Source organism: Streptomyces sp. NPDC030798 (assembly GCF_055572275.1).
In genome coordinates this window covers 396,497-408,973 of record NZ_JBVIDR010000001.1, presented here as the reverse complement: position 1 = coordinate 408,973, position 12,477 = coordinate 396,497, and the positions used below count along the sequence as shown (strand labels likewise).

The window sequence follows — 12,477 nt, the reverse complement described above, 5'->3', positions numbered from 1 at the left end:
GCGAACCCTATCGGCCGGCGTGCGGTGACCCGCCGGCGGGTGTCAGTGGGCCTCGCCGGCGCGCAGCTGCTCCGCCGTCGGCGCCGTGCCCCCGAGGTGGGCCGGCAGCCACCACGTGTCCTCCGTGCCCTTGGGGCGCGTCGGGTAGGCACGCTGGGCGGCCTCCAGCAGCTCGTGCACGCGCTCGCGCAGGCGGCGGGTGATGGCGCCCGCGTACTGGTCGCGCGGGGCCTCCACCGGTTCGCCGACCCGGATGGTGATGGGAGTGTGGCTGCGCCGGAAGTTGCGCGGGTGCCCCTTGGTCCACAGCCGCTGGGTGCCCCACACCGCCATCGGGACGAGCGGCACGCCCGCCTCCTGGGCCAGGCGCGCGGCGCCCGACTTGAAGCTCTTCAGGGTGAAGGACTGGGAGATCGTGGCCTCCGGGAACACACCGATGACCTCGCCGGAGCGCAGCGAGTCCAGCGCGTGCGCGTAGGCCGCCTCGCCCTGCTCGCGGTCCACCGGGATGTGCTTCATGCCGCGCATCAGCGGGCCGGACACCTTGTGCCGGAACACGGACTCCTTCGCCATGAAGCGCACCAGACGCTTCTGCGGCAGGGCCGCCAGCCCGTTGAAGACGAAGTCCAGGTAGCTGATGTGATTGCTCACCAGGACCGCACCGCCCGAGCGCGGAATGTTCTCCGACCCCTGGCAGTCGATCTTCAGGTCCCAGGCCTTGAACAGCGTCTTGGCGAGACCGATGACGGGACGGTAGACCAGCTCTGCCATGGGCGGGGTGGGCCCTTTCTGCTCTGCTCGGGAAAGGGGGGCTCCCGGCGGGAAAGTTACGCAGCCGTAGGTTTACGGCGTCTCGCAGATCGTGCCCGAAGAACGGACGGGTAGCCAGTCCTGGTGCCCGGCGGCGGCGAGATTCTCGTCACGTCGGCCCCACCTCCGTTTTTTCGCGCCTTCTTCACCGCGCGCGTACCGTCGCCCGCTTCAGCAGGAGGTACATCTCGCAGCCCAGGCAGTACGCGAAGGCCGCGTTGAGGAAGGCGGCCGCCAGCGCCGCACCGGTCGCCGCGAGCCCCAGCCAGTGCGGACCCACCGTGAACCCGACGAGCCCGATCCCCGCGAACACCAGCCCCACGGCCTGTGCGAAACGCGGCGGCTGCGGCGGCTCGAACTCCTTGGGCGGGCCGAGCCTCGGCCGCACCGCCGTGCGGAACGCCCAGCCGTACGGCGACCGGTGGACGCCCGCGACCGCGCCGAGCGCGAACGCGAGGGTCTGCCAGCCCAGCACCCAGGGGCTGCGCAGGATCAGGGCCAGGGCCAGAACGCCGGTCGTCACGGCCGCTCCGAAGCGCGGCCCCCTCACATCGATGTCCATGAATCAAGCATTCCGCAACGGAAACTCATGCGGGAGGCGGGAATCTTTGCAGTCTCATGAACGCTGGGGCAGATGATGACCGGACTGGTGGTGTGCGTGGCGGTGCTCGTCGTGGCGAGCGCCTACGGAGTGCTGCACAAGCGGCGGAGCGGGAGAGTGCGGGTGCGCGGGCGGGACCACGGCAAGCGGCTGGGCCCTGCCGAACTGGGCGCCGAACTGGGCGAGCGGGCCACCCTCGTGCAGTTCTCCAGCGCCTTCTGCGCACCCTGCCGGGCCACCCGGCGCATCCTCGGCGAGGTCGCCGCCCTGGTGCCGGGGGTCACCCACGTGGAGATCGACGCGGAGGCCCACCTGGACCTCGTACGGGACCTGGACATCCTCAAGACGCCCACCGTGCTGGTTCTCGACGCGGCCGGCCGGGTGGTGCGGCGTGCCGCCGGGCAGCCGCGCAAGGCCGACGTCCTCGCAGCCCTCGGGGAGGCCGTGTGAGCAGGGTGACGTATCTCCCGGATCGCGGGACGAACTTGACGGCGCCCGTCGGCCGTCGTCAGCCTGACCCCATGCCGAGCGAACTCCTTCTTCACCCCGGGTGGGCCCACTTCGGCCCGACCCGCACCGCGAGCGCGCGCTGTCCGGGCTGTTGAGCAGCCACGGCCCCGCTCCTCACCACCCGAAGAAGGACAACTCCATGACGGCCTCGCCCGACCTCGGCACCTTCCAGCTCGCCTCGCCCGACCTGCTCCGCTCCGCCTTCCGCCGGCACGCCGCCGGCGTCGCGGTCATCACCGCGAGCGGCGCGCGGGGCCCGGTCGGTTTCACCGCCACCTCCCTCACCTCCGTCTCCGCCGACCCCCCGCTGCTCTCCTTCGGGATCGGCACGGGCGCGTCGAGCTGGCCGGTCATGGCCGAGGCGGAGCACGTCGGCATCCACATACTCGGCGAGCACCAGAGCGACCTGGCCGCCACCTTCGCCCGCAGCGGCGCCGACCGGTTCGGTGCGCCCACGGCCTGGCGCGAGGGCCCGGAAGGCGTACCCGTCCTGGACGACGTGCTGGCCTGGCTGGTCTGCCGGGTCGTCGGCCGCGTCCCGGCCGGTGATCACCGCATCGTGCTGGCCGAAGTGGTCCTCGGCGACCCCACCGGAGCCGGCCGTCCCCTCCTCTACCACCAGGGCCGCTTCACCGCCCTGCGGGATTGATCACCCCTCCTCCGGCCTGCGCAGGGGTCGAGTTCCGGTTACGCTGCGTTGCGAAGGTCACAGTTCAAAGCGCTTGCTTAGCGGGCATGAACTGGGTGTACTGACGAGTAATATTTCGTTCGGAGCGCGCGGACGCCCCGACCGGGATCGGCCGCTTGAGGCGCCTATGCTGCCTCCAAGAGGCAGCCAGGAAATGACGATGCAGTAGGAGAGCCGGCGTGAGCTTGAGGATCGTTGTCACTGTGAAGTACGTGCCCGACGCCACTGGCGACCGGCACTTCGCCGATGACCTGACCGTCGACCGCGACGACGTGGACGGTCTGCTCTCCGAGCTGGACGAGTACGCGGTCGAGCAGGCCCTGCAGATCGCGGAGGACGCGGACGACGCCGAGGTCACCGTCCTGACGATCGGCCCCGAGGACGCCAAGGACGCGCTGCGCAAGGCGCTGTCCATGGGTGCCGACAAGGCCATCCACGTCGAGGACGACGACCTGCACGGCACCGACGCCATCGGCACCTCCCTGGTGCTGGCCAAGGCGATCGAGAAGGCCGGCTACGACCTGGTGATCTCCGGCATGGCCTCCACCGACGGCACCATGGGCGTCGTGCCCGCGCTGGTCGCCGAGCGCCTGGGCGTCCCGCAGGTCACCCTGCTCTCCGAGGTCTCCGTCGAGGACGGCACGGTCAAGGGCCGCCGCGACGGCGACGCCGCCTCCGAGCAGCTCGAGGCGCAGCTCCCGGCCGTCGTCTCCGTCACCGACCAGTCGGGCGAGGCGCGGTACCCGTCCTTCAAGGGCATCATGGCGGCCAAGAAGAAGCCGGTGGAGTCCTGGGACCTGTCCGACCTGGACATCGAGGCCGAGGAGGTCGGTCTCGACGGCGCGTTCACCAAGGTCGAGGCCGCGAACGAGCGCCCGGCCCGCACGGCCGGCACCATCGTCAAGGACGAGGGCGAGGGCGGCAAGCAGCTCGCTGAGTTCCTCGCGAGCCAGAAGTTCATCTAAGGCTCAACACCCTTACCGCCCCTCAGACTTCGCAATCCGCAGGAGAGCAATCCCATGGCTGAAGTTCTCGTCTACGTCGACCACGTGGACGGTGCCGTCCGCAAGCCGACCCTCGAGCTGCTGACCCTGGCCCGCCGCATCGGCGAGCCCGTCGCCGTCGCGCTGGGCAACGGCGCCGCCGACACCGCCGCCGCCCTCGCCGAGCACGGCGCGGTCAAGGTCCTCACCCACGAGGCCGCCGAGTACGCGGAGTACCTGGTCGTCCCCAAGGTCGACGCCCTGCAGGCCGCCTACGAGGCCGTCTCCCCGGCCGCCGTCCTGGTCCCGTCCTCCGCCGAGGGCAAGGAGATCGCCGCCCGTCTGGCGCTGCGCATCGGCTCCGGCATCATCACCGACGCCGTCGACCTCGAGGCCGGCGACGAGGGCCCGGTGGCCACCCAGTCGGTGTTCGCCGCGTCCTTCACCACCAAGTCCCGCGTCATCAAGGGCACCCCGGTCATCACGGTCAAGCCGAACTCGGCCGCCGTGGAGGCCGCCCCGGCCGCGGGCGCGGTGGAGGCCCTGTCCGTCTCCTTCTCGGACCAGGCGACCGGCACGAAGATCACCGGCCGTACGCCGCGTGAGTCGACCGGGCGTCCGGAGCTGACCGAGGCCGCGATCGTGGTCTCCGGTGGCCGTGGCGTCAACGGCGCGGAGAACTTCTCGATCATCGAGGCGCTCGCCGACCAGCTCGGCGCGGCTGTCGGTGCCTCGCGTGCCGCCGTCGACGCCGGCTGGTACCCGCACACCAACCAGGTCGGCCAGACCGGCAAGTCGGTCTCGCCGCAGCTCTACATCGCCAACGGCATCTCCGGCGCCATCCAGCACCGCGCCGGCATGCAGACCTCGAAGACCATCGTGGCCGTCAACAAGGACGCCGAGGCCCCGATCTTCGACCTGGTCGACTACGGCGTGGTCGGCGACCTCTTCGACGTCGTCCCGCAGCTCACCGAGGAGATCAAGGCCCGCAAGGGCTGAACCGCCCCCGGCTGAACGAGGCCCCGGTGACCGGCGCGGTCACCGGGGCCTCGGTGCATCCTGAAGACGGCGCATGGGTGCCGCCCAGGGAGCGGGCGGGTGTTGACCAGCCGCGACCACCCCGGATAACTTCACTCTACGGATTGTTGATTCCGTACAGCGGAAAACTGGAGGGTGTGGGATGGGTCTGCAGGAGAAGGTGGCGACGAGCCTCGCGGGCGCGGTCAGCGAGGAGATCAGCGCCTCCCTCGCACGGGTCGACGCGGAGCTGGAGCGCCGCTACCCGGGCGACCCCGGCACCCGGCAGCCCGTCCACACCGTCTACGTCCCCGGCGACGCCTTCGACGCCGGCACCCTCCGCTCCTGGGGCGACCGGGCCCTCGCCGCGCTCGACGACCACGCCCCCGACGCGGCCTCCTTCGCCGCCGTCCTCGGCCTCTCGGAGGACCTCGCGGAACCGGTGTACTCCCGCGTCCGCGCCAAGCTGCAGCGCGAGCCCGTCGAGGATCTGCGCGTCGACTTCGAGGACGGCTACGGCCCCCGCCCCGACGCCGAGGAGGACGAGACGGCCGCCCGCGCGGCCCGGCTGATCGCCGAGGCGTACCGGAACGGCACGGCGGCGCCGTACATGGGCATCCGCATGAAGTGCATGGAGGCCGCCGTCCGCGACCGGGGCATCCGCACCCTCGACGTCTTCCTCACCGGCCTGATGGAGGCGGGGGGCCTGCCCGACGGGCTGGTGCTGACCCTGCCGAAGGTGACGTACGCCGAGCAGGTGAGCGCCTTCGCGCTGCTTCTGGAGGCCTTCGAGAAGGTGCACGGGCTGGCGGCCGGCCGGCTCGGTTTCGAGATCCAGATCGAGACCAGCCAGGCCATCCTGGCCACCGACGGCACCGCCACCGTCGCCCGCATGATCCAGGCCGCCGGGGGCCGCGCCACCGGGCTGCACTACGGCACCTTCGACTACAGCGCCTGCCTCGGTGTCTCCGCCGCCCACCAGTCCAGTGACCACCCGGCCGCCGACCACGCCAAGGCGATCATGCAGGTCGCTGCGGCGGGCACCGGCGTACGGGTCTCGGACGGCTCCACCAACGTGCTCCCCGTCGGCCCGGCCGAGAAGGTGCACGACGCCTGGCGCCTGCACTACGGCCTGACCCGCCGCGCCCTCGCCCGCGCCTACTACCAGGGCTGGGACATGCACCCCGGCCACCTCCCGACCCGCTACGCGGCCGTCTTCGCCTTCTACCGCGAGGGGTTCGAACAGGCGGCGGCCCGCCTCGCCCGCTATGCCAACCGCGCCGGCGGCGACGTCATGGACGAGCCCGCCACCGCCAAGGCCCTCAGCGGCTACCTGCTGCGCGGCCTGGACTGCGGCGCCCTGGACCTCCCCGAGGTCGCCCGCCTCACCGGCCTGACCCGGGCCGACCTGGAGACCTTCGCGGCTCCGCGCCGCGGCGACCTGACGGCATCCGCCACGTGAAGGCGTCGGCGGCGTACGGCTCGGGGACGGTTTTGCGTCCGCCGGGCCGCGCGCCGCGCCGTCCTGCGTGCGCGCCCCCGGAGTCCGGTGCGCAGGAGACGTCGGCCCCGTTGCGGCGGACCCGGCCGAGCGACGCGGACGCGCCGATCAGTCCGCCGGCGGCAGTTCCCCGGAGCCCCGGGTGATCAGGCGGGTCGGCAGTTCGATGCGCTCCGGGGCGACGAGAGTGCCGTCCAGCTGACGGAAGAGACGTTCGGCGGCGGTGCGGCCGAGGGCGGCCGCGTCCTGGGCGACGACCGTGACCCCCGGCCGGAGCAGGTCGGCCAGCTCGATGTCGTCGAAGCCGACCAGGGCGACCGGCCGGGGCTGCTCGGCGAGGACGCGGATCACGGTGACCGTCACCCGGTTGTTGCCCGCGAAGACCGCGGTGACCGGGGAGGGGCCCGACAGCATCTCCTCGGCCGCCCGGCGCACCCGCACCGGATCCGTCGCGCCGAGGGACATCCACGCGTCCTCGACGGGTATCCCGGCGTCCTCCATGGCCGCCCGGTAGCCGCGCAGCCGCTCGGCCGCGGTGTGGATGCGGGGCATGTCGCCGATGAACCCGATCCGGCGGTGACCGTGCGCGATCAGATGGGCGACCCCGTCGCGGGCACCGCCGTAGTTGTCGGCCAGCACCACGTCCGCGTCGATCTTCCCGGCCGGCCGGTCCACGAACACGGTCGCCACGCCCGCCCTGATCTCCGGCTCCAGATACCGGTGGTCGTCCCCGGCCGGGATCACCACCAGCCCGTCCACCCGGCGGGCGCACAGCGCCAGCGCGAGCTCCTGCTCCCGGTCGGGGTCCTCCGCGCTGGAGCCGTTGATCAGCAGGGCGCCGTGGGCGCGGGCCACCTCCTCGACCGCGCGGCTGAGGGGGCCGTAGAACGGATCCGCGAGGTCCTCCAGGACCAGCCCGATGCTCGCCGTGCGGCCCTTGCGCAGCACCCGGGCGCTGTCGTTGCGGCGGAAGCCGAGCGCGTCGATCGCCTCCTGGACCCGGCGCTCGGTGTCCGGTGTGACCCCGGGCTCGCCGTTGACCACCCGGGACACCGTCTTCAGACCCACCCCGGCGCGTGCGGCCACGTCCTTCATCGTCGGCCGGTTGCCGTACCGAGCCCCGGCGAGTCGGTCTGCGGGACGGTCTGCGCGGCGGGTGGTCTCGGGCACGATGCGGCGTCCTGTCCTGTCGTCGGTGCCGCCACGGGGGATGCGGCGATCGATCGGCTTGTATGAGGATGTGGCGTCGAGCATAGAGCCTGGACAACGTTGTCAGATGCGCGAGAGACTGTCCACCGCTGTCTCCGGCCTGCGCCCCCACCGCCTGACCGGTCTGCTCTCTTTGGTTTCCGAGCTTTCAACGGGGAGAACTGACTCTGATGCACACCGACCTAGTGGCGGCCCTGGACATCGGCGGCACCAAGATCGCCGGCGCGCTGGTGGACGGCCACGGACGGATCCAGGCCCGCGCCCAGCGCCCGACGCCCGCCCAGCAGGACGGCGAAACGGTCATGCAGGCCGTCGAGGGGGTGCTCGGCGACCTCGCCGGATCGCCGCTGTGGGGACGTGCCGGTTCGATCGGCATCGGCAGCGCGGGACCGGTGGACGCCTCGGCCGGCACCGTGAGCCCGGTGAACGTGCCCAGCTGGCGCGACTTCCCGCTGGTCGAGCGGGTACGCGCGGCCACCGGGGGCCTGCCGGTCGAGCTGATCGGCGACGGCGTGGCGATCACCGCGGCCGAGCACTGGCAGGGCGCCGCCCGCGGCCACGACAACGCGCTGTGCATGGTGGTCTCGACGGGCGTCGGCGGCGGCCTGGTGCTGCGCGGACAGCTCCACCCCGGCCCGACCGGAAACGCCGGGCACATCGGACACATCAGCGTCGACCTCGACGGCGACCCGTGCCCGTGCGGCTCGCGCGGCTGTGTCGAGCGCATCGCCAGCGGCCCCAACATCGCCCGGCGCGCCCTGGAGCAGGGCTGGCGGCCGGGCCCGGACGGCGACACCTCGGCGGCCGCGGTGGCCGCCGCAGCCCGGGAGGGCGACCCGGCGGCCCTCGCCTCCTTCGCGCGGGCCGCCCAGGCCCTGGCGGCCGGCATCGCGGCCACGGCCACCCTGGTGGAGATCGACATCGCGGTGATCGGCGGGGGCGTCGGCAAGGCCGGCGACATCCTCTTCACACCCCTGCGCAAGGCGCTCGCCGACTACGCGACCCTGTCCTTCGTCCGGCGGCTGACGGTCACGCCCGCCCAGATGGGCACGGACGCGGGCCTGGTCGGGGCCGCCGCGGCCGCGCTGGCCCGCAGACGGGACGCGACCGCGGCGGGAGTGTGACCTGCGGGCGGACCGAAACCCCTCAGAATCGTTTCCGCAACGGTTCCGGCGGCCGGTGCGGCAGCGGGAACGGCAGCCGTTCCCACAGCCGTTCCGGCGGTCGTCCCAGCGGCCGATGTGCCGGCTTCAGCAGCTGAGGCGCGCGTCCGCCCAGTCCGCGTGGTCCGAGTCGATGCCGTCACCCGCGTCGGTGACGACGAGCCGGACCACCTGCGCGCCGGTGACATCGGCGCTGACCCGCTGGGCGGGCTGCGCGTTGGTCAGCGTGCCGGTCGAGGCCACCCTCGTGCCGTCCGCCCACACCTCGAAGGCGACGGTGCCCTTGGTGCCCTTCTCGTCGTCCACGCCGACGTCCGCGGTGACCTTCTCGCACGCCTTGCCGGTGTAGAAGGACACCTCGCTCGCGGCGTGGACGCCGAGCCCCTTGGCGTACCCGACGCCGCCCAGGGTGATCGGCCGGCCGTCGCCCGCCGCGTTCTCCCCGTTGCTGGTGTCGCGCTCGACCGGGCCCCAGCCGTTGGCCGCCGCGAGCCACGGCAGATCGCTGACGTACGAGGTCCCGGTGGGCGGCGGGAGGACGACGGTCACGGTCACCGGCAGTGTGCCGTCCGCGGCCGCTCCGTCCGGCGAGCGGTAGCTCGCCTTGAGCGACAGGTCGTACGACCCCGGCGGCGTCCCCGCCGGGGCGGTGACCGTCCAGGAGGTGCGCAGCGACGCGCCGGCGGCGAGGGTGTCCGCGGTCGTCGGGGAGGCCGGGCGCAGGCTCCAGCCGTCCGGGCCGGTCAGCGACACGGACACCTGGCGCGCGGGGGTCCGGCCCAGGTCGGTCACGGCGGTGGTGAGGGGGGCCTGAGTGGCCGCCTCGACGAACGGGCCGCCGTCGGCACCTAGTTCCACGGCCGGCGGCAGGTCGGCCCAGCCGGGCCCGGCGGCGACGCGCAGCAGGACCGTGCCGTGCGCCGGGACGGTGGCCGCCACGGTGCCCGCGGTGTGGTAGCTGCGGTGCTGCCACAGGTCGCGCAGGGTGTAGGCGGGGGCGTCGGGCAGGCCCAGGGCGCTCGCGGTGGTGGCGATCCGCTGGGCGGAGCCGGACTCGTTGAACAGGGCGACCGCGCGGCTGCCGTCCTTCATCTCCTTGGAGATCACCCAGCGTCCGCCGGCCGAGGAGACCACGGTGCCCTGCTTGCCCAGGGGGTCCTGGTCGACCGCGATGACCTCCTTGTTGTCCAGGATGTCGAAGGTCGCCCGTGAGGCCTTGCGCAGATCGGTGCCGATGAGCAGCGGGGCGGCCATCACCGACCAGAGGGAGAAGTGGGAGCGGTACTCGGTGTCCGTCATCCCGCCGTTGCCGACCTCCAGCATGTCGGGGTCGTTCCAGTGGCCGGGTCCGGCGTACGGGGCGAGAGGGAGGTTCTTCTTCAGGATCGACAGCATCGAACTCCAGCTGTCGCTGATGTCCCCGGTGGTCCGCCACAGCTGGCCGACGCCGGAGGCCCACTCCCAGGGCTTGTTCTCGCCCCACTCGCAGATGCTGTAGACGATGGGCCGGCCGGTGGCCCTCAGGGCGTCCCGCATGGTCGTGTACCGCAGCTTCGCGTCGACGCCGAGGTTGTTGCAGTTGTCGTACTTGAGATAGTCGACGCCCCAGTCGGCGAACTGCTGGGCGTCGCTGTACTCGTGGCCGAGCGCCCCCGGGAACCCGGCGCTGTTGCAGGTCTTGATGCCGGCGCTGGTGTAGATGCCGAGCTTGAGGCCCTTGGCGTGGACGTAGTCGGCGACGGCCTTGATGCCGTGCGGGAAGCGGGCGGGGTCGGGCACCAGCTTGCCGTTCGCGTCCCGGCCGGGCAGCGCCCAGCAGTCGTCGAGGTTGACGTACTGGTAGCCGGCGTCCTTCAGGCCCTTCTGGACGAAGAGGTCGGCGATCCCCTCGACCATGGCCTCGTTGAAGTCGGGGCGGCAGTGCGTGGAGTTCCAGTTGTTGAAGCCCATCGGCGGGGTGGGGGCCAGGCCGTCGGCCAGGGGGGCGGCCCCGGGGCGTGGGCCCGGTGCCGCGGCGGCGGGAGCGGCAAGCCCCGCGGAACACAGGAGTCCGACGGCCAGGGCGCCGAGCAGTCTTCGGCGGGTGGTGCGGGGGTGGGGGTGACGCATCGTTGACACTCCTCCGACTCGCAGGTGGAATGACGGCGTGTGCGTGTCACCGGTGCGCGCTTACGGTAGGGCCTGTCGGACTCTGTTGGAAGAGCCGCGTCACATTGTTCGATATTCCGTCAGGGCTCTTGACGACCGGGAGTTTTGTGGGATGACGGCAAGACCGGGCGTTCGGTTGTGTTGGATCGCCCGGTCTTGCCGTCATCCAGCCCCGACCTGCCGGACCGGACAGCGGCCGGCGAACTCCGTGTCGACCTCGAAGCGCGTCACCAACCCGGCGCCGTCGTGCTTGACGTTCCGGTCCCGGGTCGTGATCGGGCGGGTGCTGGTCATCGTGCCGACTCCTGGTCGCGGGCCGGCGGGCCGGATCCCGGACGACAGCCGCCCGGTGATCACCACGGCCCCACGGTTTCGCGGCCGGTCGGCAAGGTTTCCGGCCGGTGGGCGTGACCCGGGGGCGGCTGCGCAGTTGATCGGGGCATGAAGAAGCGCAGCATGCTCGCCCTCGCCAGCCTGGCCACCGGATTCGTCGTGGCCGCCGTCACCCCGTCGCACGCCGAGGACCATGCGGGCCACCAGGACCGCAACGTCTCCGGGGCCCCTGACACCGCCGCCCACCACGCCGCCGAGGACGGCCCGGCCACCGACGGCCACGCCCCGGAGCAGGCGTAGTACTGCCGGAGGCAGATGCCGGTGTCCCGGGCCGCAGGGGGCGCCGGCACTCTGCTGTGCGCCCTCAACTGGATGTGGTTTCCGTGGCAGGGTGAAGCGGGCAAGCCACAGGGGGCCAACAGAAGAGGGGGAGTCCGTGACCGTCGTCTGGATCAACGGCGCGTGCGGTGCGGGAAAGACCACGACCGCACGGGAACTGATCGAACTGATCCCGCACAGCACGCTCTTCGACCCCGAGGTCATCGGCGCGGCGCTCCCGCACCTGCTGCCGCCCAAACACCTCACCGAGGTCGGCGACCTCCAGGACCTGCCCATCTGGCGCCGGCTCGTGATCGACACGGCCGCCGCGATGCTCGCCGAGCTGGGCGGGACCCTCGTGGTCCCGATGACCCTGCTCCGCCAGGAGTACCGGGACGAGATCTTCGGCGGCCTCGCCGCTCGCCGGATCGCCGTACGGCATCTGCTCCTCGCCCCGGCCGAAACGATCCTGCGCGAGCGGATCGCCGGCCGGGACGTCCCGCCCGACCCGTCCGACGGCGCGATACGGGCACGGCAGTGGTCCGACGGCCACCTCGAGCCCTACCGGGCCGCGCTCGCCTCCTGGCTCACCGCCGACGCCCACCTCGTCGACACCAGCGCCCTCACCCCGTACGAGACCGCCGTCCGCATCGCCGACGCCGTCGGCAGCGGTGCCGTACCCCCGTGCGACATCGTGCAGACGCCCGAACCCACCGCGGAGACCCTCGCCGCCGGGGTGCTCCTCTTCGACGAGCGGGACCGGGTGCTGCTCGTGGACCCGACCTACAAGCCCGGCTGGGAGTTCCCGGGCGGGGTCGTCGAGCGCGGGGAGGCTCCCGCCCGCGCCGGGATGCGCGAGGTCGCCGAGGAGACCGGCATCACGCTCCGCGAGGTGCCCCGGCTGCTCGTCGTGGACTGGGAGCGGCCGACGCCCCCCGGCTACGGCGGACTGCGCCTGCTCTTCGACGGCGGCCGGCTGGACTCCGCCGAGGCCTCCCGGGTGCTGCTGCCGGGCCCGGAGCTGCGCGGCTGGCGCTTCGCGACCGAACAGGAGGCCGCCCGCATGCTGCCCCCGGTCCGCTACGAGCGGCTGCGCTGGGCGCTGCGGGCGCGCGAGCGCGGGGCGGCGCTCTATCTGGAGGCCGGCGTGCCGGTCACCGGCCAAGCCGCCTGAACGGACACCCGACACCGGACAC

General features: G+C 72.6%; 12 protein-coding genes and 1 pseudogene. 8 read left to right on the top strand and 5 right to left on the bottom strand.

Features of this window, described 5'->3' with window-relative positions:
• Positions 1–42 precede the first annotated feature (42 nt).
• Both ACZ404_RS01885 and ACZ404_RS01880 read right to left on the bottom strand, forming a co-directional pair.
• Entirely contained in the window at positions 43–771 is a 729-nt protein-coding gene (locus ACZ404_RS01885; RefSeq protein WP_468435303.1) for a lysophospholipid acyltransferase family protein, read from the bottom strand.
• 184 nt (positions 772–955) lie between these two features.
• Positions 956–1,372, bottom strand: coding sequence for a DUF4395 domain-containing protein (locus ACZ404_RS01880; protein WP_468435302.1), 417 nt, complete (start codon positions 1,370–1,372; stop codon positions 956–958).
• Positions 1,373–1,447: 75 nt separating this feature from the next.
• Between ACZ404_RS01880 and ACZ404_RS01875 the strand changes: the two genes are divergently transcribed.
• From ACZ404_RS01875 to ACZ404_RS01855, 5 genes are all read left to right on the top strand, one after another.
• On the top strand, positions 1,448–1,861 hold the full coding sequence (locus tag ACZ404_RS01875; protein ID WP_468435830.1) for a thioredoxin family protein: 414 nt from the start codon (positions 1,448–1,450) through the stop codon (positions 1,859–1,861).
• 199 nt (positions 1,862–2,060) lie between these two features.
• Positions 2,061–2,570, top strand: coding sequence for a flavin reductase family protein (locus ACZ404_RS01870; RefSeq protein WP_468435301.1), 510 nt, complete (start codon positions 2,061–2,063; stop codon positions 2,568–2,570).
• A gap of 218 nt (positions 2,571–2,788) precedes the next feature.
• Positions 2,789–3,574 carry an electron transfer flavoprotein subunit beta/FixA family protein gene (locus tag ACZ404_RS01865; protein ID WP_468435300.1) on the top strand — a complete coding sequence of 262 codons (786 nt, stop codon included), beginning with the start codon at positions 2,789–2,791 and terminating at the stop codon, positions 3,572–3,574.
• 54 nt (positions 3,575–3,628) lie between these two features.
• Positions 3,629–4,591, top strand: a complete 963-nt coding sequence (locus ACZ404_RS01860) for an electron transfer flavoprotein subunit alpha/FixB family protein (protein ID WP_468435299.1) — start codon at positions 3,629–3,631, stop codon at positions 4,589–4,591.
• A 181-nt stretch (positions 4,592–4,772) separates the two neighbouring features.
• On the top strand, positions 4,773–6,071 hold the full coding sequence (locus tag ACZ404_RS01855) for a DUF6986 family protein (protein ID WP_468435298.1): 1,299 nt from the start codon (positions 4,773–4,775) through the stop codon (positions 6,069–6,071).
• Between the two features lie 147 nt (positions 6,072–6,218).
• Here the strand turns inward: ACZ404_RS01855 and ACZ404_RS01850 are convergent, their stop codons facing one another.
• The gene (locus tag ACZ404_RS01850; protein WP_468435297.1) at positions 6,219–7,280 is read right to left on the bottom strand and encodes a LacI family DNA-binding transcriptional regulator; all 1,062 of its coding nucleotides are present in this window, start codon (positions 7,278–7,280) and stop codon (positions 6,219–6,221) included.
• A gap of 209 nt (positions 7,281–7,489) precedes the next feature.
• Here ACZ404_RS01850 and ACZ404_RS01845 point away from each other — a divergent pair, with 209 nt between their 5' ends.
• Positions 7,490–8,443 carry an ROK family protein gene (locus tag ACZ404_RS01845; RefSeq protein WP_468435296.1) on the top strand — a complete coding sequence of 318 codons (954 nt, stop codon included), beginning with the start codon at positions 7,490–7,492 and terminating at the stop codon, positions 8,441–8,443.
• Between the two features lie 126 nt (positions 8,444–8,569).
• Here the strand turns inward: ACZ404_RS01845 and ACZ404_RS01840 are convergent, their stop codons facing one another.
• Positions 8,570–10,591, bottom strand: coding sequence for an NPCBM/NEW2 domain-containing protein (locus tag ACZ404_RS01840; RefSeq protein WP_468435295.1), 2,022 nt, complete (start codon positions 10,589–10,591; stop codon positions 8,570–8,572).
• A gap of 210 nt (positions 10,592–10,801) precedes the next feature.
• Positions 10,802–10,897: pseudogene (locus ACZ404_RS01835) on the bottom strand (ADP-ribosylation/crystallin J1); the annotation flags it as partial.
• Positions 10,898–11,071: 174 nt separating this feature from the next.
• On the opposite strand from ACZ404_RS01835, the gene ACZ404_RS01830 reads away from it, so the two are divergent.
• Both ACZ404_RS01830 and ACZ404_RS01825 read left to right on the top strand, forming a co-directional pair.
• Complete coding sequence (locus tag ACZ404_RS01830; protein ID WP_468435294.1) at positions 11,072–11,263, top strand: hypothetical protein; 192 nt, start codon at positions 11,072–11,074, stop codon at positions 11,261–11,263.
• 136 nt (positions 11,264–11,399) lie between these two features.
• Entirely contained in the window at positions 11,400–12,455 is a 1,056-nt protein-coding gene (locus ACZ404_RS01825; RefSeq protein WP_468435293.1) for an NUDIX hydrolase, read from the top strand.
• Positions 12,456–12,477: the final 22 nt, after the last annotated feature.